25 protein-coding genes are annotated in these 20,910 nt (G+C 69.6%); 12 read left to right on the forward strand and 13 right to left on the reverse strand.

The features are described from left to right. Nucleotides 1-75 precede the first annotated feature (75 nt). The 4 genes from lysA to dapA are packed head-to-tail and all read right to left on the reverse strand — an operon-like array spanning nt 76 to nt 4,080. The gene (gene lysA, locus G9C85_RS13470; protein WP_166040776.1) at nt 76-1,416 is read right to left on the reverse strand and encodes a diaminopimelate decarboxylase; all 1,341 of its coding nucleotides are present in this window, start codon (nt 1,414-1,416) and stop codon (nt 76-78) included. Next, nucleotides 1,413-2,270: a 2,3,4,5-tetrahydropyridine-2,6-dicarboxylate N-succinyltransferase gene (locus tag G9C85_RS13475; RefSeq protein ID WP_166040778.1), complete on the reverse strand. Its 858-nt coding sequence runs from the start codon at nt 2,268-2,270 to the stop codon at nt 1,413-1,415. The genes lysA and G9C85_RS13475 overlap by 4 nt, the downstream gene beginning before the upstream one ends. Then, nucleotides 2,267-3,148: a 4-hydroxy-tetrahydrodipicolinate reductase gene (gene dapB, locus G9C85_RS13480; protein ID WP_166040780.1), complete on the reverse strand. Its 882-nt coding sequence runs from the start codon at nt 3,146-3,148 to the stop codon at nt 2,267-2,269. Before dapB ends, G9C85_RS13475 begins: the two co-directional genes overlap by 4 nt. After that, nucleotides 3,148-4,080 carry a 4-hydroxy-tetrahydrodipicolinate synthase gene (gene dapA, locus G9C85_RS13485; protein ID WP_166040782.1) on the reverse strand — a complete coding sequence of 311 codons (933 nt, stop codon included), beginning with the start codon at nt 4,078-4,080 and terminating at the stop codon, nt 3,148-3,150. Before dapA ends, dapB begins: the two co-directional genes overlap by 1 nt. A gap of 352 nt (nt 4,081-4,432) precedes the next feature. On the opposite strand from dapA, the gene G9C85_RS13490 reads away from it, so the two are divergent. After that, nucleotides 4,433-4,930 (forward strand): NYN domain-containing protein, encoded by a 498-nt coding sequence (locus tag G9C85_RS13490; RefSeq protein WP_166040784.1) that lies wholly within the window; start codon nt 4,433-4,435, stop codon nt 4,928-4,930. A 127-nt stretch (nt 4,931-5,057) separates the two neighbouring features. Here the strand turns inward: G9C85_RS13490 and G9C85_RS13495 are convergent, their stop codons facing one another. Further along, on the reverse strand, nt 5,058-5,234 hold the full coding sequence (locus G9C85_RS13495; RefSeq protein WP_166040786.1) for a hypothetical protein: 177 nt from the start codon (nt 5,232-5,234) through the stop codon (nt 5,058-5,060). 189 nt (nt 5,235-5,423) lie between these two features. Here G9C85_RS13495 and G9C85_RS13500 point away from each other — a divergent pair, with 189 nt between their 5' ends. Continuing rightward, nucleotides 5,424-5,903 (forward strand): PUA domain-containing protein, encoded by a 480-nt coding sequence (locus tag G9C85_RS13500; RefSeq protein ID WP_166040788.1) that lies wholly within the window; start codon nt 5,424-5,426, stop codon nt 5,901-5,903. 69 nt (nt 5,904-5,972) lie between these two features. On the opposite strand, the gene G9C85_RS13505 is transcribed toward G9C85_RS13500, so the two are convergent. After that, entirely contained in the window at nt 5,973-6,380 is a 408-nt protein-coding gene (locus G9C85_RS13505; protein ID WP_166040790.1) for a MarR family transcriptional regulator, read from the reverse strand. A 44-nt stretch (nt 6,381-6,424) separates the two neighbouring features. Continuing rightward, nucleotides 6,425-6,721: a DUF6516 family protein gene (locus tag G9C85_RS13510; RefSeq protein ID WP_166040792.1), complete on the reverse strand. Its 297-nt coding sequence runs from the start codon at nt 6,719-6,721 to the stop codon at nt 6,425-6,427. 111 nt (nt 6,722-6,832) lie between these two features. Here G9C85_RS13510 and G9C85_RS18950 point away from each other — a divergent pair, with 111 nt between their 5' ends. Both G9C85_RS18950 and G9C85_RS18955 read left to right on the forward strand, forming a co-directional pair. Further along, nucleotides 6,833-7,252 (forward strand): nascent polypeptide-associated complex protein, encoded by a 420-nt coding sequence (locus G9C85_RS18950; protein WP_240148870.1) that lies wholly within the window; start codon nt 6,833-6,835, stop codon nt 7,250-7,252. Next, nucleotides 7,249-7,977 carry a methyltransferase domain-containing protein gene (locus G9C85_RS18955; protein ID WP_369680815.1) on the forward strand — a complete coding sequence of 243 codons (729 nt, stop codon included), beginning with the start codon at nt 7,249-7,251 and terminating at the stop codon, nt 7,975-7,977. The genes G9C85_RS18950 and G9C85_RS18955 overlap by 4 nt, the downstream gene beginning before the upstream one ends. A 60-nt stretch (nt 7,978-8,037) precedes the next feature. Here G9C85_RS18955 and G9C85_RS13520 read toward each other — a convergent pair whose 3' ends face one another. Then, entirely contained in the window at nt 8,038-9,420 is a 1,383-nt protein-coding gene (locus G9C85_RS13520) for a hypothetical protein (RefSeq protein WP_166040797.1), read from the reverse strand. A gap of 58 nt (nt 9,421-9,478) precedes the next feature. On the opposite strand from G9C85_RS13520, the gene G9C85_RS13525 reads away from it, so the two are divergent. Next, nucleotides 9,479-10,066 carry an NUDIX hydrolase gene (locus tag G9C85_RS13525; RefSeq protein WP_166040799.1) on the forward strand — a complete coding sequence of 196 codons (588 nt, stop codon included), beginning with the start codon at nt 9,479-9,481 and terminating at the stop codon, nt 10,064-10,066. A 29-nt stretch (nt 10,067-10,095) separates the two neighbouring features. Here G9C85_RS13525 and G9C85_RS13530 read toward each other — a convergent pair whose 3' ends face one another. The 4 genes from G9C85_RS13530 to G9C85_RS13545 all read right to left on the reverse strand — a co-directional run bounded on the left by G9C85_RS13530 (nt 10,096) and on the right by G9C85_RS13545 (nt 14,051). Next, complete coding sequence (locus tag G9C85_RS13530; protein WP_166040801.1) at nt 10,096-11,562, reverse strand: hypothetical protein; 1,467 nt, start codon at nt 11,560-11,562, stop codon at nt 10,096-10,098. Nucleotides 11,563-11,656: 94 nt separating this feature from the next. Beyond that, a complete protein-coding gene (locus G9C85_RS13535; protein ID WP_166040803.1) occupies nt 11,657-12,520 on the reverse strand; it encodes a 3-hydroxyacyl-CoA dehydrogenase family protein in 864 nt (287 codons plus the stop codon). A 109-nt stretch (nt 12,521-12,629) separates the two neighbouring features. Next, nucleotides 12,630-13,049, reverse strand: coding sequence for a hypothetical protein (locus tag G9C85_RS13540; RefSeq protein ID WP_166040805.1), 420 nt, complete (start codon nt 13,047-13,049; stop codon nt 12,630-12,632). Nucleotides 13,050-13,061: 12 nt separating this feature from the next. Continuing rightward, nucleotides 13,062-14,051: a hypothetical protein gene (locus G9C85_RS13545; RefSeq protein WP_166040807.1), complete on the reverse strand. Its 990-nt coding sequence runs from the start codon at nt 14,049-14,051 to the stop codon at nt 13,062-13,064. Nucleotides 14,052-14,220: 169 nt separating this feature from the next. Here G9C85_RS13545 and G9C85_RS19265 point away from each other — a divergent pair, with 169 nt between their 5' ends. From G9C85_RS19265 to G9C85_RS13565, 4 genes are all read left to right on the forward strand, one after another. Beyond that, nucleotides 14,221-14,790: a helix-hairpin-helix domain-containing protein gene (locus G9C85_RS19265; RefSeq protein WP_166040809.1), complete on the forward strand. Its 570-nt coding sequence runs from the start codon at nt 14,221-14,223 to the stop codon at nt 14,788-14,790. Nucleotides 14,791-15,037: 247 nt separating this feature from the next. Continuing rightward, nucleotides 15,038-15,439, forward strand: a complete 402-nt coding sequence (locus tag G9C85_RS13555; protein WP_166040811.1) for a hypothetical protein — start codon at nt 15,038-15,040, stop codon at nt 15,437-15,439. A gap of 185 nt (nt 15,440-15,624) precedes the next feature. Continuing rightward, entirely contained in the window at nt 15,625-16,422 is a 798-nt protein-coding gene (locus G9C85_RS13560; protein WP_166040813.1) for a class I fructose-bisphosphate aldolase, read from the forward strand. Beyond that, a complete protein-coding gene (locus G9C85_RS13565; RefSeq protein WP_166040815.1) occupies nt 16,423-17,280 on the forward strand; it encodes a class 1 fructose-bisphosphatase in 858 nt (285 codons plus the stop codon). It abuts the gene before it with no gap. A gap of 19 nt (nt 17,281-17,299) precedes the next feature. Here G9C85_RS13565 and G9C85_RS13570 read toward each other — a convergent pair whose 3' ends face one another. Continuing rightward, on the reverse strand, nt 17,300-17,614 hold the full coding sequence (locus tag G9C85_RS13570) for a winged helix-turn-helix domain-containing protein (protein WP_166040817.1): 315 nt from the start codon (nt 17,612-17,614) through the stop codon (nt 17,300-17,302). Nucleotides 17,615-17,850: 236 nt separating this feature from the next. On the opposite strand from G9C85_RS13570, the gene G9C85_RS13575 reads away from it, so the two are divergent. The 3 genes from G9C85_RS13575 to G9C85_RS13585 all read left to right on the forward strand — a co-directional run bounded on the left by G9C85_RS13575 (nt 17,851) and on the right by G9C85_RS13585 (nt 20,879). Next, nucleotides 17,851-18,147 carry a hypothetical protein gene (locus G9C85_RS13575; RefSeq protein ID WP_166040818.1) on the forward strand — a complete coding sequence of 99 codons (297 nt, stop codon included), beginning with the start codon at nt 17,851-17,853 and terminating at the stop codon, nt 18,145-18,147. A 190-nt stretch (nt 18,148-18,337) separates the two neighbouring features. Next, complete coding sequence (locus G9C85_RS13580) at nt 18,338-20,083, forward strand: acyl-CoA carboxylase subunit beta (RefSeq protein WP_166040820.1); 1,746 nt, start codon at nt 18,338-18,340, stop codon at nt 20,081-20,083. Between the two features lie 178 nt (nt 20,084-20,261). Continuing rightward, nucleotides 20,262-20,879: a DUF4382 domain-containing protein gene (locus G9C85_RS13585; RefSeq protein WP_166040822.1), complete on the forward strand. Its 618-nt coding sequence runs from the start codon at nt 20,262-20,264 to the stop codon at nt 20,877-20,879. Nucleotides 20,880-20,910 lie beyond the last annotated feature (31 nt).

The following is a 20,910-nucleotide window of genomic DNA, read 5'->3' on the forward strand; positions in this document are numbered from 1 at the left end:
CTACTCGAAGGGCGTGCTGTACCGCGTTCGTCTGTCGGTGAAGGTCGGTCCGCTCTCGATCAGTTTGCTGTCCGGTCATAGTTCTAGAGTCGTCAGGTCGCTCAGTGGTTCGCGTCGTCGCGCGAGCGTCGCATCGTCGTCCGCGAGCACGACGCTCGCGGGCCGGGGTCGGGAGTTGTAGTTGCTCGCCATCTCGTAGCCGTACGCGCCGGCGTTCCCGAGCGCGAGGACGTCGCCGCGACGCGGCTCGGGAAGCGGACGGTCCTCGGCGAACACGTCCGCGCTCTCGCAGATGGGGCCGGTGACGGTCGCACGCACCTCGCCGCGACCGTCACCCACTCGCGTCGCCGTATCGGCCTCGGCTGCCGACGAGGGTTCGTCGGTGCCCGAGTCTTCACCGTCGGCGCTAACGTTCCGGAGCGCGTGGTACGCGCCGTAGATCGCGGGTCGGGCGAGCGTCGTCATGCCGGCGTCGACGCCGACGACGGTCGTCTCCGCGGTCTGCTTGACGGTGTTGACGTCGGCGAGGAGGACGCCGGCGTCGGCGACGAGGTAGCGCCCGGGTTCGACGACGAGCTCGGCGTCGACGTCGCCGAGCGCATCGCGGGTGGCGTCCGAGACCGCGTCGAGGTCCAGCGCGCCGTCGGTCTCGCGGTAGGGAACGCCGAAGCCGCCGCCGACGTCCACGAACTCGAGGTCGAACTCGGCGTCGAGGTCGCGGGCGACGTCGCCGACGCGCGCGACCATCTCGCGGTGCGCGTCGAGGTCCTCGGCGTCCTGGATGCCGGAGCCGGCGTGGGCGTGCACGCCGACGACGTCCATGCCCGCGGCGCGGGCGGTGCGTGCGACGTCGAGCGCGCGCTCGATCGGGACACCGAACTTCGCGTCGGCGCCAGTCCGGACCTTCTCGTGGTGGCCCGCGCCGACGCCGGGGTTGACGCGCACGCAGAACCGCCCGTCGTACCCGCGGTTCGCGAGGCGCGCGACGGTGTCCTCGGCGCCCGCGGTGACGGTGAGGTCCGCGGCGACACCGTCCGTCCAGAGCTCGACGACGGTGTCGAGGTCGGGCGCTGGCGGGTTCACGGCAGTGTAGTGCACGCGGTCGCCGGGGACCCCGGCGTCGAGCGCGCGCACGACCTCGCCGGCGCTCGCGCACTCCACGCCCGCGCCGGCGTCGTGCAGGACGTCGAGGAGACGACCGAGCGCGTTCGCCTTCGCCGCGTAGTGGACGTCCGCGTCCGGGAACGCCGCGTCGAGCCGCCGGTAGTTCTCGCGGACGCGGTCGAGGTCGAGGACGTACAGCGGACTGCCGTACTGCTCGCGGAGCGCGAGCAGGGCCTCGGCGTCCCAGTCCGCGAGCCGGCGGACCGCCGGGCCGCCGTCGAGTGCCGAACGCCCCGCGGACTGGTCGGTCATTCCCGGAGCACCTCCTCGCGCTCGGTCGCCTCCAGCGTCTCCGCTTCCAGCGACGTCGCGACGACCGCGGGCTTGTAGGCGCTGCCAGGTATCAGGTCCTCGTCGCTCACGCTCGATTCGACGTACCGCTGGAACGCGCGCCGGTTCGCGGGTAACTCGCCGTAGTAAACCTCGTCGTCGACGAGGTCGTAGACGGGGATGCGCGGCGTGAGAAGGGTGTTCTCGCCGACGACCGAATTCTCGCCGACGACGAACCCGGACGTCACGCGACAGCCCGCGCCGAGGGAGACGCCGTCCTCCACGACGACCGGCGTTCCCTCGACGGGTTCGAGCACGCCACCGATCAGCGCGTTCGCGCCGAGCTTCACGTCCGCCCCGATCTGCGCGCAACTGCCGACGGTGTCGCAGGAGTCGACGAGCGTGCCGTCGCCGACGTGCGCGCCGATGTTCACGAACGACGGCGACATCAGGATGCAGTCCGCGCCGACGTGCGCGCCGGCCCGGACGACGGTGCCGTCGGGCGTGTTCCGCGACCCACGCTGGCCGTAGTCGCTCGTATCCTGGAGGGGGAGGACGTCGTTGTAGGTGACGCCCCCGTACTCGTACTGGTCGATGCCGTGGGTCGCGAACACGAGGAGGATGCCTTGCTTCACCCACTCGTTGGCTTCCCACGCGTCAGCACGGCCACCGTCCGCGCCGTCGCCGCTCCCGGTCGGTTCCGCGGCGCGGACCTCGCCCGACTCGAGCGCGCCGAGGAACTCGTGGAGGACGTCGTGGACGTGCTCGGCGTCCGCGTCCAGTTCGCCGGCCTCGTGTGCCGCCCAGAGGTCGGCGACGTCTGCGTCCAGACTCATTGCTCGTCACCTGCGTCTACGGGTACTTGACCGCCGTCGGTACCGACGATATCTGCGGGATCGTCGGGGTCGCCGACGCCCGGCCTGTCGTCGTCGACCGCGACGACGTCCGCGAACTCGTACCAGCCCGCGTCCCGGCTCGATAGCCACTCGGCGGCGTCGAGCGCGCCGGCGGCGAACACGCCGCGGTCGGTCGCGCGGTGCTGGAGGCGCAGTTCCTCGTGGTTCCCCGCGATGACGAGTTCGTGTTCCCCCGGGACGTCGCCGGCGCGCAGCGAGTGCACGCCGACCTCGCCAGGTTCGCGGCGAGACTCGCCCTCGCGGCCGTGGACGCGCTCGCCGCTCGCGGCGCCCGCGTCGATACCGTGGTCCTCGCGTGCGGCGTCGACCGCGTCGAGCATCGCCACGGCGGTCCCGCTCGGCGCGTCCCGCTTCCCGTTGTGATGCGCCTCGACGAGTTCCACGTCGTACCCCGGCAGTGCGGCGACCGCGTCCCCGACGACCCCAAGGAGCGCCTGGACGCCGCGCGCGAAGTTCGCCGCCTGCAGGACCGGAACCTCGTCCGCCGCCGCGTCGAGCGCCGCCTGCTGGTCGTCGCTCAGGCCCGTCGTGCCGGTGACGAACGCGACGCCGGCCGCCGCGCACGCCTCGGCGTACTCGACGGTCGACTCGGGCCCCGTGAAGTCCACGACGACGTTCGGTTCGTGGGTCGCCAGCAGCGACGCGAAGTCGTCGCTCGCGGCCACGTCGACGCCCGCGATCGGCGACGCTGGCGGGTTCCGCGCCGTCGCGAACGCGACGTCGACGTCGCGGTCGACGGCCGCCTCGAGCACCTCGCCGCCCGTCCGCCCGGTCGCGCCCGTGACCGCGACGCGCATCAGGAGTCCACCTCCGCGAGCCGGTCGTGGTCCGAGTGCTGCGTATATTCGTCGAGGTCGTCGAGGACGGCCTCGAGGTCGTCGCGGTACTCGTCCGCGAGCCGGGAGAGCGGCGATCGGAGCGTCGGGCCGTGGTGGCCGCGGACGTGCATCGCCTCCTTGACGGGGATCGGGTTCGTCTCCCAGAACAGCGCGCGCGTCAGGTCGCCGAGCTCGTGGTGGATGTCGCGCGCGGTCTCGTAGTCGCCGGCCAGCGCCGCGCCGACCATCGCGGTCGTCCGCTCCGGTTCGACGTTCGCGACGACCGAGATCGTCCCGTGGCCGCCGATCGAGAGGATGGGGAGCGTGAGCGCGTCGTCGCCGGAGAGCACCGCGAAGTCGTCGTCGCGCGTGCGTTCGATTATCTCCGTGATCTGCCCGAGGTCGCCGGAGGCGGCCTTGAACCCGACGACGTTCTCGTGGTCGGCGAGCGCGACCGCGGTATCCGGCTCGATGTTGCGGCCGGTCCGCGAGGGCACGTTGTAGACGATCTGGGGGGCGTCGATCTCGTCGGCGAGCGTCTCGTAGTGCGAGCGGAGGCCGCGCTGCTCGGGCTTGTTGTAGTACGGCGAGATGAGGAGGAGCGCGTCCGCGCCGGCGTCGACCGAGCGCTGACCGAGGTCGAGCGCCTCTCGCGTGTTGTTCGACCCGGCGCCCGCGATGACGGGGACGTCGTCGACCGCGTCGACGACCGCTTCGACGACCTCGACGTGTTCGTCGTGACTGAGCGTCGCGGACTCGCCGGTGGAGCCGACGGGGACGACGCCGTCGACGCCGGCGGCCTCGACGCGCTGGGCGTTCTCGCGGAGGGTCTGGAAGTCGATGCTGCCGTCCGTGGTCATGGGTGTGGTGAGTGCGGGGTGAACGCCGCGAAGGTCGATGTCGTGTGTCATGTTGGATGGGGTACGCTGTCGGATTCTCGTGGTCTCGGACGCGATTCGAACCGTCGGGATCGCCCGGAACGGGGGTGCCAGGCCCGCTACGAGCAGCTATTGCGTCCGTTTACCGAATGTAAAACGAGGTGTGCCACTCTCGGGCCGGAAGCGTGCCGGTCGAGACGTGGCGGTCCGCATTACCAGTGTCCAGGGGGTCCGAGAGGTATAATGCTTGTGTCGCTCGCAGAACGTGCCCGTGCTCGCGACCAGTACCGTGGTTCTAGTTGACGCATGGCTTATGAGGGCGTCGTTGGCGAGGAGGACGGGGTCGGTAGCAAGACCCTTCACGGAGACGGACGCATGCCCGAGTATGACCGACATTCATCCGGGCCAGCGAGTCGCGGTCCTCGCGGACTCGCAGAACCTCTACCACACCGCGCAGTCGAAGTACACGCGGAACATCGACTACTCCGCGCTCCTGGAGAAGGCCGTCCAGGATCGGACGCTGACGCGCGCCATCGCGTACGTGATCCGCGCGGACCACGAGGAGGAGGAGTCGTTCTTCGACGCGCTCGTCGACATTGGGTTCGAGACGAAGATCAAGGACATCAAGACGTTCGCGGACGGCTCGAAGAAGGCCGACTGGGACGTCGGGATGAGTCTCGACGCCGTCACGCTCGCGGACCACGTCGACACGGTCGTGCTCTGCACGGGCGACGGCGACTTCTCGCGGCTCTGTTCGCACCTCCGGCACGAGGGCGTGCGCGTCGAGGCGATGGGGTTCCAGACGTCGACGAGCGAGGACCTCGTCGAGGCCGTCGACGAGTTCATCGACCTCGAGGAGCGCCACGAGACGTTCCTCCTCTGAGGACGCGAGCGGCGACGGGTCACCGCCGACGCGTCATTCGGCTCCTTCGTGACGGAAAGAATACGAGAACGAGAGTTGCGGAAACCGTCGGAAGAGAGAGGTCCGGGCCGCAGGAACAGCGAGGTGGTTAGACCGGGCGGCCTTCGCCGGAGGCGCCGACGAGGAGCGCGCCGGCGGCCATCGTGAGGGAGGCTACGGCACCGACGACGAGGGGGATCGTGCTGTTCTGCGGGCTGAGTGCGAAGAGCGCGGCCGTGCTCGCGACGAGCAGGAGCGCTCCGAGTGCGACCTTTTGCGTGTCCATGCGTACAGTGTAGAAGGGGCGCTCGTAGGTTATATCTTTCTCTACGCAACTAGGTGAGAAATATGGTACCGCTTCACATACCGCGTCGGGTGGGTGGCGTGATCGACCGTGATAGTTCGGTCGGTCCGGCGGGACGCAGGCGCGGTCGCGTTCGACACGCTTTCACCAGCCCACCGCGAACCCAGGTCCATGACCACGGACGCCTTCGAGGACGTCGCTCACGCCCGGACCGTCGCCACGTACCAGTTCGGTGCCGGCGCCGGAGACGCGCTCTTCCCTGGGGGCGAGGCGTACGACGTCAAGCGCACGTCCAGCGGCCGCATCGAGCAGGTCGCCGTCGACGACGGCCGCCTCGTCACGCTCGGCACCGACGGCCGGTACACGCTCGGCATCGAAGCCGGCCGCAGGCTCGTCGACGGCCTCGACGACGGCGCGTACCGCGTCGTCGTCGGCGACGAGAGCGAACCGTTCGTCCGCGACGGCAAGAACGTCTTCGCGAAGTTCGTCGGCGACGCCGACCCCCAGATACGGCCCTACGACGAGGTCGCGGTCGTCCACGAGGAATCGGGCGACGTCCTCGCCGTCGGCCGCGCGGAACTCCCCGCCAGCGCGATGCTCGACTTCGACGCCGGGATGGCCGTCCAGGTCCGCGACGGCGCCGACGACTGACCGAGTTGGGGCGTCTCGACGGTTCTCGCTCGCTGCTTTCGCGTCGATCTTCACGCTCGTAACGGATACCTACGAGACTGCACCGGCCGAGCCGTCGTCGGTCTCGTCGGAATGCAGGCGGAGCTCGACGTCGATCCCGTCGTACCAGACTGTCGGGCGCTTCGCACGCCCGTCGGGTTCGAGGTCGAGCAAGCCGAGCGATTCGAGTTCGTTCACTGCCGTGGAGACGTTCTTGACGTCGCGGTCGACGAGACGGGAGAGCTCTCGGACGCTCGCGGGCGATTCGGTCGCGATGGTCCGCAGGAGTTCGACGTTCTTCGTGTTCAGGACGCGCGAGAGCGCCGCCTCGTCGGGGAGCGAGAGCGTACGCTTCGCTTCGGGTCCGTTCCCGCGGTCGAGTTGACGCAGGTCCGTCTCCACGTCGTCGAAGAACTCGTCGGGCGATTCGATGCGGATCGTGAGCGTATCGTGGGTCATCGTGTCGTCACCGTGGATTTGGACTGCGTGGTTCGGTCGGGGGGTCACGGGTCGAGCGCGACTGGAATCTCCCGTCGAAAGCGTTCGAGGAGCGCCTCGTAGCCCGTGAATCGGACTTCCTCGACGCGATCGCCCTCGTGTCGTTCGTGGGTCCCGTGGTGGTTGTCGTACCGGATGTGTGGATCGTCGCCGCCTTTCTCGCCGTAGTGGAACGCGTACTTGACGCCGTCCGGGAACTTCTCCGACTCGGGGACGCGAAGCACGCGGATTCGGACGACGCCGGTCCCGAAGTCGTAGCGGCGGTCGAGGATCGTCGATACCTCGACGTCATCTGGGGCCATCCCCGGTGTTGGTTCGGTCTCCACGGATAAAATATTGTTGGTGGATGCACCAACAATCGGGCGAGCGGAACGTTCGTCACCCTTTTGCTGGTCGACGGTGCATTCACGGGTATGTTTGGAGGAGGCGGCGGCGGCATGAATCCGCGCAAGATGCAGCAGATGATGAAGCAGATGGGCATCGACGTCGACGAACTCGACGTCGAGGAGGTCATCATCCGAACGGCGGACGAGGAGCTGTACTTCTCGGACGCGCAAGTGACGAAGATGGACGCGCGCGGTCAGGAGACCTACCAGGTCGTCGGCTCGCCCGACTCGCGCGAGGTAGGGAGCGGCGACGCGAGCGCGATCGAGTCCGGCGACGGCGACGCTGCTGCCGGAGCAGTCGATTCCGACGGTGGCGACGGCGGCATCCCGGACGACGACGTGGAACTGGTCGCGATGCGCGCCGGCGTCCCCGAGGACCAGGCTCGCGAGGCCCTCGAGGCGAACGACGGCGACCTCGCCGCGGCCGTCTCCGCGCTCGAAGAGTGAGCGTCCTGCTCGTCCACGGCGACCGCGAGTACCTGCGGGCGCCCGGGGACGAACTCCACACCGACCTCGGCGTGCTCGACGTCCCCGAGGACGTCGAGCACGGCGACGTCCTCGAGACGCATCTCGGCGAAGCGTTCACGGTGCGACCGCTCCGCGGCCCGGACCTCTTCGAGCACTTCGAGCGCACCGGCGCGCCGATGATGCCACGGGACGTCGGCCTGATCGTCGGCGAGACCGGCGTCGCGGCCGGCGACGAGGTGCTCGACGCCGGCACCGGCACGGGCGTCCTCTCCGCGTACCTCGGCCGGATGGGCGCGAACGTCACGACGTACGAGCGCGACCCCGAGTTCGCCGACGTCGCACGCGAGAACATGCGACTCGCCGGCGTCGACGACGCCGTGGACGTCCGCACGGGCGACCTCACCGAGCACCTCGACGAGCACGTCGACGAGGCGTTCGACGTCCTCACGCTCGACACCGGCGACGCGAACGAGGTCGTCGAGCGCGCGCCCGACGTCCTCCGGTACGGCGGGTTCGTCGCGGTGTACTCGCCGTTCGTCGAGCAGACCCGAGAAGCCGTCGCGGCCGCACGCGATGTCGGGCTACAGGACGTTCGAACCGAGGAGACCATCCAGCGCCCGATGGACTTCGACGACCGGGGGTCGCGGCCGTCGACGGGCGGCGTCGGCCACACCGGCTACCTCACGTACGCTCGGCACTACTGATTCTCGCGGTCGAGCCTCGCCGCGGACGCGCGGCGGGGCCGCACGATCGCGTCGACTGCGTCACGCGGTCGTCCGTGCGTCGACGACGCGGTCGCCGGCGACGGTGTTCCCGGCACCGATCCGGTACGCGACGACGCCGAGGAGCGCTGCGACGAGCGCCATCGGCGTCAGCAGGAAGCCGACGAACCCCGGCCCGAACCCGCCGACGGGCGTCGACGGGAGGACGCCCAGGACGGGGGTCGCGAGGACGAGCGCGGTGACGGCGGCGACTGGCCAGCCGACGCGCTGGTCGTAGACGCCGACGAGGTAGAACCCGCCGACGGCGACCGCGACGATCGCGGCCATCACCGAGAGGAACGACGTGGAGAGCGCGAACGCGACGCCGCCGCCGACGCCGACGGTCGCGGCGACCCGGAGCGCGGCCTCGCGGAGGTTCGCGACGGCCGGCGCACGCGCCGACAGCACGCCGAAGGCGGCGATGCCCGCGGGGAGTGCGAGCAGTTCGAAGTTCCGCGTCGAGAGTGGCCCGTACCCCCCGACGAGCGCGTACAGGCCGCCGCCGAGGACGACGACGCCCCCGAGCGCCGCGAGGACGGACGCGTCCCGCTCGGGGCGCGCACTCCCGCCGAGGACGAACAGGCACGCGCCGAGGATGACGGCGAGGACGACCGCGCTCGGGCCGCCGGCGACGAGCGCGTCCGAGAGCATCGTCGGGCCGACCGCGAGCGCGACCGAGAGTTCGGCGTTCGCTCGCGCGAGGACGTCGTCGTTCGGCGCGAACGCGACGTACGTCCCGTCGTCGAGGTGCGCGCGCGACTCGTAGTCGGCGTCGCCGTTCCAGGCGACGCGCTCGCCGTCTCGCGACCCGTCTGCGTCGGCCGCGTACTCCTCGACGACGCCGGTCTGCGGGCGATTCGCGACGCTGCTTCCCTCGGGGCCGTAGAGTTCGAGACGGTCCGCGTGCAGCGTGATGCCGTCGTTCGGCTCGCCGAACAGCGTCACGAGCGTCGTCCCACCGGGGCCGTCGCGGGCCGCGTCGGGGATCGTCCAGCCGACGACGAGTTCCCCGTCGGCGAACGTCGCCGTGACGTTCCGCGCCCCGTGCTCGTGACCGACGTAGCGGTACTCGAAGGCCTCGGCGACCACGGCGTCGACCGCGCTCCGGTTGTCCGCGAGTGCGTCCGCGGTCGCGTCGTCGACCGCGACGCGCGCCCGGAATCGTGCGCTGCCGTCATCGCGGACGCGCATCTCGACCGTGCTGCGGGTCACCTTCAGTTCGACGTCCGTGGCGTCGTTCGCGTACCCGCGGTCGAGCGCGCACACCGGGCACACGGGTTCGGGTGGCGTGCTCGCCGCGGCGGGGACGGCCGCGAGCGGTGCGAGGACGGACAATACCGCGAGTACCGCGAGCGCGACAGGGAGGGCGGGACGGCCGGGTTGCATGTCTGGAGCATCCGAACGCGAGGATAAGTGTCTTGTCCGCACCACTCGGACTCGCGGTATGGTCGACGAGTGGGAACACGAGGACGACGCCGAGCGCGTCGCGACCGCGGGATCGCTCGCGCTCGTCCGCGAGGGCGTCCGGCGCCCCGACGGCGTCCACGACGAGCACGCGTTCGTCGACGCGGGCGACGAAGACACGCCGGAAGCGGTCGCCGTGGTGGCGCTGACGCCCGACGGCGACGTGGTGCTCGTCGAGCAGTACCGGCCGACGTTCGGCGAGACCTGCGTGGAGTGTCCCGCGGGCGGCGTCCGCGAGGGCGAGTCCTTCGCTGCCGCCGCCCGCCGGGAACTCCGCGAGGAGACCGGGTACCGGGTAGCGAGTCAGAAGGTCGACGTCGTCCAGACGTACCGTCCGATGGGCGTCGCGCGCGTCCGCCGCGGCGTCGCCGTCGCGACCGACGTCGAACCGACCGACGACGGCGCGGACCCGGACGACGACGAGTTCCTCGACGTCCACGTCGTTCCACCCGAGGACGCGCTCGCGACCGCGACCGCGCCCGACGCGACCGGGTGGACGCTCACGCCGCTGTTGCTCGCAGAGCGGGCCGGTTACCTGTCGGCCGCGGAGCGCGCTAACGACCGTTAGTTCGCGGCCGCGGAGCGCGCTGACGACCGTTAGTTCGCGGTCGCGGAGTCGTCGGCGTCGCGGTCGTCTTCGAGACCGGCGTCGACGTCCTCGTCGGTGTCGGCGGCGACGCCCCGAGGTGGCTCCCGTGGGGTCGTTCCTGCGCGGCGACCGAGCGCGAACAGCGGTGCGCCGAGCGCGGCGACGACGACCACCCAGGCGATCGGCGACGGCGTCCCGATCATCGACGGCGAGAGCAGCGGGAACGCGAACGCGAGCGGTGCAAGCGCGAACGTCGCCGCGACCCCGGCCGCGGGCGCGACGCCGCGAGCGCTGGCGAGGCCGAGCACGCCCACGAGCGGGACGCTCGCCGACGCCACGGCGAGCGAGGCGAGTTCGGGCGCGGCGACGGCCGCCGCGACCGCGAGCACGCCGAAGACCGGTAGCGCGTAGAACGCCACCGTCGGGACGCGCGACGTGACCGCGCTGCGGCCCGGTGGCCCGTCGGCGACGGCGAGGACCGCGGTCGCGCCCGCGGCCACGGTCGTGCCCGGAGCGACGCCGAGGAACGCGAGCGCCAGCCAGTCCTCGCGCAGCCAGAGTAACCCGAGGACGGTCGCCGCGAGACAGCCGACGGTCGCGAGCGCGTACCCGACCGCGAGCCAGCGCGCGTCCGCCGCGAGCGACCCGAGCACCCGACCGACCGTCGGCCCGGAGAGTACGAGCAGGCCCGCCAGCGCGCCGGCGAGCACGCTCGCCACCCACGCCGTCGCCGCCGCGGCCGGGAGCTCAGTGCTCGCCTCCGCAGTCCAGATGGACGCGAACGCCGCCAGTTCACCGCCGAGGGCTCCACCGACGCCGCCGCGTTCCGCCCACGCCACGTACCCGCCGTAGCTCGTGTACTGCGCGTTCGAACCCGGTTCGAGGACGATCTCGTCTTCGCCCCAGCCGTGGGGAGAGCGCACCAGCACCGAGCCCTCCGGGCCAGTCATCGTCGCTCTGTCGACCGCGACGTCGATGCCGCCGACTGTCGAATTCCGCACGAAGCGGTCCGTGTAGACGACGCCACCGTAACCGTCGCTGGAGACGTCCGGGAGCGCGAACCGGACCGTCACGGTCCGGTCGTCGATGCTGGCGTCCACGCGCTCGACGTCGCGAATCACGGCCGAGTCGGCCCGGTGGGAGGGCTCCGAGCGCTCGGGCGTCGCGAACGCGTCGCGAGCCACGGCGTCGAGCAGCGACGCGTTCTCGTGGAACCGGTCGGCCGCGCGCTCGTCGACGCGAACCCTCGCCTCGCCGGTCGCCGTCCCGTTCGCGTGGAACTGGACGTCGAGTTCGCTCCCGGTCACCGTCGCGTCCGCGCCGTGCGCGTCGGCTGCATTCTCGAACCCACCCGTGCAGCCACCGCAGAGCGGGACGGGCGGATGCGCGCCGGAAGTCGGCGCGGGCACGGCCGCGACCCCGGCGAGGACCGCGACGGCGACGACGACGAGGAGGGAGACCGAGGTTCGACTCATGCACTCGTATTCTATGTGCTTCGACATGAATGCGTGCCTAGGTGAAACGCGGCCTGAAGTCTCCTCACGCGCGCAAACCGCCCGAAGTCGGCCGCTACTCGTACTCGTAGAAGCCCTCGCCGGTCTTCTTCCCGAGGTCGCCGGCGTCGACCTTCCGCTTCAGGAGGTACGCGGGCTTGTAGCGGTCGCCGAGCTCCTCGTGGAGCGTCTCGCTCGCGTGCAGGCAGATGTCGAGGCCGATGTGGTCCGCGAGCGTCAGCGGCCCCATCGGGACGTTCGTTCCGAGTTCCATCCCCGTGTCGATGTCCTCCTTCGTCGCGACGCCCTCGTCGAACGCGCGGATGCCCTCGTTGATCCACGGCATCAGGATGCGGTTCGCGACGAACCCCGGCTTGTCGTCGGACTCCCACGTCGTCTTCCCGAGGTCCTCCGCGAACGCGTGCGCGACCTCGAGCGCCTCTTTACTGCTCTTCTCGCCCTCGACGATCTCGACCCCCTCCATGACCGGTACGGGATTCATGAAGTGCAAGCCGACGACGCGCGCTTCGCTGTCGATCGCGCTCGCGATCGTCGTGATCGAGAGCGTCGACGTGTTCGTCGCGAGCAGGCACTCGTCGTCGACGATCTCGGCGAGGTCCCCGAAGATGTCCTGTTTCACGTCCATGTCCTCGAGGGCCGCCTCGACGACGACGTCGCAGTCCCCGAGATCGTCGAGCGCCGTCGTTCCCTCGACGCGATCGAGGATCGCCGTCTTCTCGTCGACGCTGATGCTGTCGCGGGAGACGAACCGGTCGAGGCTGTCCTCGATCGTGTCGAACCCGTTCTCGACGAACTCGCGCTCGATGTCCCGCATCGTCACGTCGTAGCCCGCCTGCGCCGCCACCTGTGCGATCCCGCTCCCCATCGTGCCGGCGCCGACGACGCCGACGCGATCGATCTCGCCGAGTGCGTGTACCATGCCTCGTGGTTCTCCGAACGGCAGTAAAAATGTGTGAGGTTCGGTCGCTGCAGGTGTCCGCCACGCGGAGCGTGGCGCCGACCGTCGGCGTCCGACGAGACTGCCGCTGTCAGTCCGCGAGGACGCCGCCGACCAGGTACCCGACGTACGAGATCGCCTGGACCACTCCCAGTACCATGACGAGCAGGACGGCCAACAACGGGAGGTTCGGGTCGTCTAGGGACCCGTTCGGCTCCACGTACTCGGCCACCGGCAGCACGACGAGTATCCCGACGATGTAACTGCCGCTGACGACCACCGTGCCCGCGTCCGACAGTCCCCTGACACCGCACCACGCTCCCAGCAGGAACGCGTACAGACCGAACAGGACCAACACCACGTCGCCGCTCGGACGCGACACCGACCCGTGTAGCAGCGCTCCGGTGGCGACGACCGCGACGTAGAGACCGACGACGCCCAGTGACGTCGCGACTGCGACGCGGAACAGGTCGTCCCGCCGGGCACCATCGAAGTCCGCGACGGCGTTCATGGCCGATACCTATCAGTTCCGCGTTATAACTTTTGTCCAGCCGTCGGCGCTCTCGTCGCCCCCGTAGCCGCTCCCGTTCCCGGACCACTTCGCGTCCACGCCGTAATCTCCCACGTTCGACGCGAAGGACTCGGCGACGGTCGCCCGAGCCTCGTCGAACCGGAAGTCGCACTCCAGCCCGAAGCAGTGGTCCGCGACGTCGTAGTGGGGTTGGGCGACGACGCGACCGTCCGGGAGGTCCCAGAGGCGTGCGTGCCACTGCGCGCCCAGGTAGCCCGTTCCCTTCGCGAACCCGGCGTGCTGTGCGGGCGCCGACCCGTCGTCGAGGACGACGAACCGGTCCTTGCTCGGGAGTGCCGAACACCAGCACTCGCCCGACCAGACGTCGAGGTGCTGCATCTCGTACTGGATCTGGCCGGCGTCGCGGAACGTGTCCCAGACGACGCTGATCGGCCCGGTCCGCTCCGCGATGCCACCGGACGCCGACGCGTACGAGTACAGCGGCAGCGTCTCGATCGACGGCACGGGGGCCTCGGCCGTCGACCGGACGCGACGTCTCGTCTCTGCCTCCTGGGCCGCCCACTCGTCGAGAGACGCCAGGTACGCCGTGTCCTCGAACTCGACCGTAAACGGACCACGGCGGTCGCGGTACCGCACCGGGAGGTCCCGTCGCTCGACGCGTCCCTCGTCGAGGACGACGACGCGCCGACCGACGACCGACCGGAGTTCGTCGCTCTCGAAGCGCTCGACGTACTCGAACCCGCCGCGAACGGGCTCGTACTCGATGCTGCGAGTCCCGCGATAGCTGTACTCTCCCCGCTCGCGCGTCGGAGCCGCCCCCGAAGCCGTCGTGGTCGCGAGACTCGCGAGCACTCCCGTGGTTCCCGCTGTCTTCAGGACGTCCCTCCGACGCAGGCCGTCGTCGACCATCGAGTGTGTCGCTGCTTCGTTGGACTCTCTCGCCGCTTCGTCCGTCTCGTCCGTTCGTCGATTGCGGTCCATTCGAATCCTCGACCCTTCCGCGTTCCCGCATTTGAACCATCGGCCGCACCTCCCGACCCAGGGGACCCGTCGTATCGAAACCGCAGTACGAAATCGCTACGGGAGTTCCGGACGTGACGGCGGAGTTACGAAAAAGATTGAAGCATCGGGCGGTGCTGGATTGGACAACGTGGCAAGCGAGGAAACGGAGTGCAAGGGTGGGGACGCCGCGGCCGACCGGACCGCACTCCCCGGGGTGGACGAGGACGGGGCCGATGCGTTGGCCGACGCGGACATCGCTGCGGTGGACGTCCGCGAGCGCGCGGTGAGTTACCGCGACCTGCTCGCGGCCGGAATCGGTCGCGAGACCGCGACGGCGCTCCGCCGCGAGTTCTCGCTCCCGTACTCGACGACGTTCGGCGAGGGCATCGAGGACCGCTCGGACGAGGTGACGGGCCTCCAGGACGGCGAGCGCGACTGGGTGGCGGCGAGCGCGAGCGACTGGGAGGAGATGGGCGTCCCCGAGTACGACCCCGTGGAGCGCGAACCCGAGGACATCTGGGCGGACCACGACCGCCCGACGCCGGTCACCGCCGTCTCCGGCGTCGGGCCGGCGGACGCGCAACGGCTCGCGGACGTCGGCGTGACGTCGGTCCGCCAGCTCTCCTTCGCGGACGCGGGCCTCGTCGCCGACCTCCTCGACCTGAACGTGATGGCGGTGCGGACGTGGCGGTTCCAGGCGCGCGACCGAGCCGACTGACTGCGCGACGGTGCGCGCGAGCATCGAAGGCACCTGCGTCGATGGCTACGACTGTGGCCTTTCGATCGCGACGACTGTGACGTTTCGATCGCGACGAGTGCGAGTCCTCGAATCAGCTTCCGGCGTCGTCTCGCTAGGCGTCGCCTGAACGACCGTATGGGGAGGTTGTGCTTCGACGACGCCGACCGCTCGAGACGGGAGGCGGCGCATACTAACGGTCTTCGACGACGTCTACTGGGACGGAGAGATGACAGCGAACGACTACGCGGCCGGCGACGAGGCGACGCTCGGCGGCCGGCATCCCCTCGCGGCGCGCGCGGAATCCCTCGACGCGCTCACCGACGGCGAACGCGACTGGATTCGTGCGAGCGTCGAGGGAACTGACCGCGGCGACGACCCGAATCGGCTCGTCGACGACGCAGCGCGGGTGGCGGACGCCTCTGCAGCGCTCGTCGAGGCGCGCTCGTGTGCGGCGGCGTTCGAGGGCGTCGACGGCCTCGACGTGCCGACCGCCGCACACCTCGGCGCACTCGGCGTCCACGACGTCGACGACCTCGTCGCGGCGGACTCTCGTCGACTCGCGGCCGAACTCGACGTCGGCCTGTCCCAGGTGCGGACCTGGCAGTACCGAGCGCGCACCCGCCAGTAACCGCCCCTGGCCGTCCCGGACGGCACGTCGAGCAGGCCGTCCGACGACCGGGCCGGCACTCCGGTCGAACGCCGCGAGTAGTATTCACTGGAATCGGAGTAAACGCTCCATAGAGCGGGTATGCGGCCGATACCGGATTCAGCATCCACAGGAGATATATGGGTGCTTCGCGGAACCTGAAACGTATGCGACCCATCGACGACACGCCACTCGTTCGCGACGGCAAGATACTCATCCTCGCGATGGACCACGGCCTCGAACACGGCCCCGTCGACTTCGAGCCCGTCCCCGAGACCATCGACCCCGAGACGGTGTTCGACGTCGGCACGCACGACGCCGTCACCGCGATGGCCGTCCAGAAGGGCGTCGCCGAGGCGTACCACCCGAGCTACGCCGACGACGTGAACCTCCTCGCGAAGCTCAACGGTACGTCGAACCTCTGGCGGGGCGAACCCGACTCCGCCGTCAACTGCTCGGTGGACTACGCCGCCGAGGAACTCGACGCCGACGCCGTCGGGTTCACGCTCTACGGCGGGTCGAACGAGGAGATCGAGATGGCCGAGGAGTTCCGGCGCGCCCAGGAGCGCGCTCGCGCTCACGACCTCCCGATGGTGATGTGGTCGTACCCGCGAGGGCAGGGTCTCCGGAGCGACCGGGACCCGGACACGATCGCGTACGCCGCGCGACTCGCGCTCGAACTCGGCGCGGACGTCGCGAAGGTCAAGTACCCCGGGTCGCCCGAAGCGATGGAATGGGCGGTCGACGCCGCGGGGAAGACGAAGGTCATCATGTCCGGCGGCTCCAAGAGCGACGACTACGACTTCCTCAAGCAGGTCGAGGAGTGCATCGGCGCCGGGGGGAAGGGGCTCGCGGTCGGCCGGAACGTCTTCCAGCGGGACAACCCCGTCCAGATCCTCGACGCGCTCGAGAAGGTCATCTACGAGGAACAGTCCGCCGAGAGCGCGCTCGACGCCGTCCAGTAGATGCCGGCGAGTCTGGAAGCCACCGTCGACGAAGTCGTCGAGACCGTCGCCGAGACCGCGCCGGACGTCCGTAGCGGCCTCGTCGGCCGTCGGAGCTACCGGGAGACCGCGAACGCGAGCGGCGAACGCCAGCTCGCCGCGGACGTGCACGCCGACGAACTCTTCGAGGAGCGCCTCGGGGACATCGACGGCGTCGGCGAGTACGCGAGCGAGGAACGCGACGGCGTCGTCGACGTCGGCGAGGGCCTGTCGGTCGCGGTCGACCCGCTCGACGGCTCGTCGAACCTGAAGTCGAACAACGCGATGGGGACCATCGTCGCGGTGTACGACGCCGACCTCCCCGCGCGAGGGGAGGACCTCGTCGCGGCCGCGTTCGTACTGTACGGCCCGATCACGTCGATGACGGTGGCCCGGGACGGCACCGTCACCGAGTACGAGGTCGTCGACGGCGAACTGCGCGAGACCGAGGCGGACGTGACGCTGCCCGAGGACCCCGTCGTGTACGGATTCGGCGGTCGCGTCCCCGACTGGCCCGCGGACTTCGAGACGTACGCGCGCGAGGTCGAGCAGGAACTGAAGCTCAGGTACGGCGGTGCGATGATCGCCGACGTGAACCAGGTACTGGAGTACGGCGGCGTGTTCGCGTACCCCGCGCTCGACTCGGCGCCGAACGGGAAACTCCGCCTCCAGTTCGAGGGGAACCCGATCGGGTACATCGTCGAGTGCGCGGGCGGCGCGTCGAGCGACGGCACGCAGTCGCTGCTCTCGGTCGAACCGACCGACGACGTCCACCAGCGCGTTCCCCTCCACGTGGGGAACGAGTCGCTCGTCGGCCGTCTCGAGGACGCACTCGACTGAGCGTCGAGACGCTCGACCGTCAGTCGACGAGTTCCGTGCGATACGTGACGTCTATCGTGAACCCGCCGTCCTCCAGCTGGAAGCAGATCTCCTCGAGGTTCGTCTCGTACTCGCTGTAGTGGTTCCCGTCGGCGTCCACGTGCGTGCGCTCCTCGACGAGGTCGTGCTCCTCGAGCGCGTCGAGCCGCCGATAGACCGTGGGCTCGGACTCGGCCGTGCGTTCGGCCAGTTCCTGGGCGGACATCGGCTCGACGGACGTCAACGCCAGTATCTTGCGGGCGGTCCTGCGCTCGAACACGTCGAACAGCGTCTCGGCGTCCCACTCCCCGGTCACGGTCGGGAGACAATCGCTCCCTCCCGAAAAGGCTTCGACCAAAGTACGTCGCCGTCTCTGCCCTCAGGCGGGGAGTTTCACGGATCGAGAACGCGATCGCGAACGAGATCGACTCGTTCGCTCCGACGAACGGCGGCAATCTTTGTCGATGGCGCGACGACCCGGTCCCGTGACTTCACGGAGCAAAGCCTTGGCCGGTTTCATACCCGGCTGGCGTCACCACGTCCCGTTGGACGATGACACAGATCCACGAACACGAACGTTCGACGGACTCCTTCGAGTTCTCGCTCGACCGCGAGACGCTCGGCACGCTGCTCGTCAGGTACCCGTGGGCGGTCAGATTCCTCGCCTTCGAGGCCGCTTTGCTCGCGCTCGCAGGGGCCATCCCGCTGCTCGGAGCGGGCGCATTCCACTACGCCGCGTTCGGCATGGTGCTCTCGGTCGCGGTCCTCGCCGCAGTCGGCGCCGGCACCATCGCGCTCGTCACCGCGGCGAAGCGCCTGCGGCGCGAACTCCGATACGGCCACCTGTAGCGCCACCACTTGGCGGCAAAGTCCTTTCACTCGCCACCTGGCTCCCGGTTCTCGCTCGCGTCCCGTGGTTCAGGACGCCCGCTCCCCGCCTCAGCCGGCCGGGTATCGCCTCTCCTCGATATTGGGGTCGGCGAACGTCGCCGCGACCGAAAGGGAAACCTTTCTCTCGGCGCCGCGTGCAGGAAACCCCATGAAGGTTCGAATCAGCGACGGGGCGAGCGCGGACGAGGCTTCGGCGATCGCCGGGGCGCTCGCCGAGCGCTTCGGTGACGACGTGGAAGTGTTCGTCGGGGACGCCGACGAACCCGCCGCGGTCGAGGAGGCACCGGAGGGCGCGGTCGATGAGACGCCCGCGGACGTCGGCGAGGTCGCAGCCGCCGTCGAGGACGAACTCGGCCCGACCGAGCGCGAGGACGCTTTGTGGACGGAGATCGAGGAGATCCTCGAGGGCGGCCCCGAGAAGTACAAGGAGCGCCTCTCCGAGCAGGGGAAGCTGTTCGTCCGCGATCGCATCGAGCACTGGTTCGGCGAGGACGGGATGCTGTTCGAGGACGGGAAGTTCGCGGAGTTCGACGCCGACGACCGGATTCCCGCGGACGGCCTCATCACGGGCGCGGCCGACTTCGAGGGCCGCGACGTGCACTTCATGGCGAACGACTTCACCGTGAAGGCGGGGTCGATGGCGGGCAAGGGCGTCGAGAAGTTCCTCCGGATGCAACAGCGCGCGCTGAAGACCGCCAAACCCGTGCTGTACCTGATGGACTCCTCGGGGGGTCGCATCGACCAGCAGTCGGGGTTCTTCGCGAACCGCGAAGGCATCGGGAAGTACTACTACAATCACTCGATGCTCTCCGGGCGCGTCCCACAGATCTGCGTGCTCTACGGCCCCTGTATCGCGGGAGCGGCGTACACGCCCGTGTTCGCGGACTTCACGATCATGGTCGAGGGGATGAGCGCGATGGCGATCGCGAGCCCGCGGATGGTGAAGATGGTGACCGGCGAGGACATCTCGATGCAGGACCTCGGCGGTGCGCGCATGCACGCGGAGGAGTCCGGGAGCGCCGACCTCGTCGCGGAGGACGAGGAGCACGCGCGCGAACTCGTCTCCCAACTCGTAACCTACCTCCCGAACAACAGCGACGAAGATCCGCCGCGTGCGGACCCGAAGCCGCCGAAGAAGTCCCCGGAGGGCATCGACTCGGTCATCCCGCAGGAGCCCAACCGCGGGTACGACATCCGCGAGTTGATCGAGCGCGTGGTGGACGCGGATTCGTTCTTCGAGCTCCGCCCCGACTACGGCGAGGAGATCGTGACGGGGTACGCGCACATCGACGGCCGGCCGGTCGGGATCGTCGCGAACAACCCGGCGGCGCGCGCCGGCGCGATCTTCCCGGACGCCGCGGAGAAGGCCGCGGAGTTCATATGGAAGTCCGACGCGTTCAACGTCCCACTCCTGTACCTCGCGGACACGCCGGGGTTCATGGCGGGGTCGGGCGTCGAGAAGGACGCGATCCTCGAGAAGGGCAAGAAGATGATCTACGCGACGAGCAGTGCGACGGTGCCCAAGCAGTGCGTGGTCGTGCGGAAGGCCTACGGCGCGGGCATCTACGCGATGAGCGGGCCGGCGTACGACCCGGACTCCACGATCGCACTCCCGAGCGGGGAGATCGGGATCATGGGCCCCGAGGCCGCGATCAACGCGGTGTACGCGAACAAGCTGAACGACATCGACGACCCCGAGGAGCGCGCCGAGCGCGAGGCGGAACTCCGCGAGGAGTACCGCGAGGACATCGACGTCCATCGGATGGCGAGCGAGGTCGTGATCGACGAGATCGTGCCGCCGAGCACCCTCCGCGAGGAGCTCGAGAACCGGTTCGCGTTCTACGAGACCGTCGACAAGGACCTCCCGGACAAGAAACACGGCACCGTCCTCTAAAGAGTCGGTCCGAACCACGGCACCGTCCTCTGACGCGGGCGGATGCCGCGTACGGCTTCCTCGTCTCGCGGCGCGCTTCGAGCGCGTCTTCCTGACCGCGTCGCGACCACTCGGTTACCGTTGGACGTTCAACCACTAGGCAACTCCCCTTTCCGTGGTACGACCCGAGTGTGGGTCCATGCAACGACGCACGCTACTCGGGACGGCGACGGCATCGACACTCGCGGCGATCAGCGGCTGCCTCGGCAGTCTCACGGGCGACGGCTCCACGGGGACGCTCGCGACGCACGTGAGCGACGACCCCGGCGACATCGCGGACTTCGAGTCCTGCGTCGTCACCGTCACCGCGATCGACGTCATGTCCGCGGCCGAGGACGCCAAGGAACCCGAGACCATCGAGGTCGACGACGCCGAGGTCGACCTGACGGAGGTGAAGAACGAGAAGTCCCAGCTCGTGAGCGAAGCCGAGCTCGACGCCGAGGACTACGAGTGGCTGCGCGTCGCCGTGAGCGACGACGTCGACGCGACGCTCGCGGACGGCGGCGGCGACGCCGAAGTGAAGGTTCCGAGCAACGGCCTGAAGATGAACAAGGAGTTCGAGATCCGCGCGGACGAGACGACGTCGTTCACGGCCGACTTCACGCCCGTCAAGCGCGGACAGGGGTCGTCGTACAACATCAAGCCGGTGTCGAACGAGGTCACGGTCACCTACGAAAGCGAGGGGACGGGGACCGGCACGAAGGCGACGAGTACGACCGTGTCGTCCGAGGACGGCACGGACACCACGACGGGCTGACCACGCGACTGCCTGCACTGCTCGCACGCGG

The organism is Halorubellus sp. JP-L1, assembly GCF_011440375.1.
GTDB lineage: Archaea > Halobacteriota > Halobacteria > Halobacteriales > Natrialbaceae > Halorubellus.

Bases quoted from the DNA above. Each gene is read 5' to 3' on its own strand.
- lysA (WP_166040776.1), bottom strand. From the start codon at position 1,416: ATGACCGACCAGTCCGCGGGGCGTTCGGCACTCGACGGCGGCCCGGCG.
- G9C85_RS13475 (WP_166040778.1), bottom strand. From the start codon at position 2,270: ATGAGTCTGGACGCAGACGTCGCCGACCTCTGGGCGGCACACGAGGCC.
- dapB (WP_166040780.1), bottom strand. From the start codon at position 3,148: ATGCGCGTCGCGGTCACGGGCGCGACCGGGCGGACGGGCGGCGAGGTG.
- dapA (WP_166040782.1), bottom strand. From the start codon at position 4,080: ATGACACACGACATCGACCTTCGCGGCGTTCACCCCGCACTCACCACA.
- G9C85_RS13490 (WP_166040784.1), top strand. From the start codon at position 4,433: ATGACCGACATTCATCCGGGCCAGCGAGTCGCGGTCCTCGCGGACTCG.
- G9C85_RS13495 (WP_166040786.1), bottom strand. From the start codon at position 5,234: ATGGACACGCAAAAGGTCGCACTCGGAGCGCTCCTGCTCGTCGCGAGC.
- G9C85_RS13500 (WP_166040788.1), top strand. From the start codon at position 5,424: ATGACCACGGACGCCTTCGAGGACGTCGCTCACGCCCGGACCGTCGCC.
- G9C85_RS13505 (WP_166040790.1), bottom strand. From the start codon at position 6,380: ATGACCCACGATACGCTCACGATCCGCATCGAATCGCCCGACGAGTTC.
- G9C85_RS13510 (WP_166040792.1), bottom strand. From the start codon at position 6,721: ATGGCCCCAGATGACGTCGAGGTATCGACGATCCTCGACCGCCGCTAC.
- G9C85_RS18950 (WP_240148870.1), top strand. From the start codon at position 6,833: ATGTTTGGAGGAGGCGGCGGCGGCATGAATCCGCGCAAGATGCAGCAG.
- G9C85_RS13520 (WP_166040797.1), bottom strand. From the start codon at position 9,420: ATGCAACCCGGCCGTCCCGCCCTCCCTGTCGCGCTCGCGGTACTCGCG.
- G9C85_RS13525 (WP_166040799.1), top strand. From the start codon at position 9,479: ATGGTCGACGAGTGGGAACACGAGGACGACGCCGAGCGCGTCGCGACC.
- G9C85_RS13530 (WP_166040801.1), bottom strand. From the start codon at position 11,562: ATGAGTCGAACCTCGGTCTCCCTCCTCGTCGTCGTCGCCGTCGCGGTC.
- G9C85_RS13535 (WP_166040803.1), bottom strand. From the start codon at position 12,520: ATGGTACACGCACTCGGCGAGATCGATCGCGTCGGCGTCGTCGGCGCC.
- G9C85_RS13540 (WP_166040805.1), bottom strand. From the start codon at position 13,049: ATGAACGCCGTCGCGGACTTCGATGGTGCCCGGCGGGACGACCTGTTC.
- G9C85_RS13545 (WP_166040807.1), bottom strand. From the start codon at position 14,051: ATGGACCGCAATCGACGAACGGACGAGACGGACGAAGCGGCGAGAGAG.
- G9C85_RS13555 (WP_166040811.1), top strand. From the start codon at position 15,038: ATGACAGCGAACGACTACGCGGCCGGCGACGAGGCGACGCTCGGCGGC.
- G9C85_RS13560 (WP_166040813.1), top strand. From the start codon at position 15,625: ATGCGACCCATCGACGACACGCCACTCGTTCGCGACGGCAAGATACTC.
- G9C85_RS13565 (WP_166040815.1), top strand. From the start codon at position 16,423: ATGCCGGCGAGTCTGGAAGCCACCGTCGACGAAGTCGTCGAGACCGTC.
- G9C85_RS13575 (WP_166040818.1), top strand. From the start codon at position 17,851: ATGACACAGATCCACGAACACGAACGTTCGACGGACTCCTTCGAGTTC.
- G9C85_RS13580 (WP_166040820.1), top strand. From the start codon at position 18,338: ATGAAGGTTCGAATCAGCGACGGGGCGAGCGCGGACGAGGCTTCGGCG.
- G9C85_RS13585 (WP_166040822.1), top strand. From the start codon at position 20,262: ATGCAACGACGCACGCTACTCGGGACGGCGACGGCATCGACACTCGCG.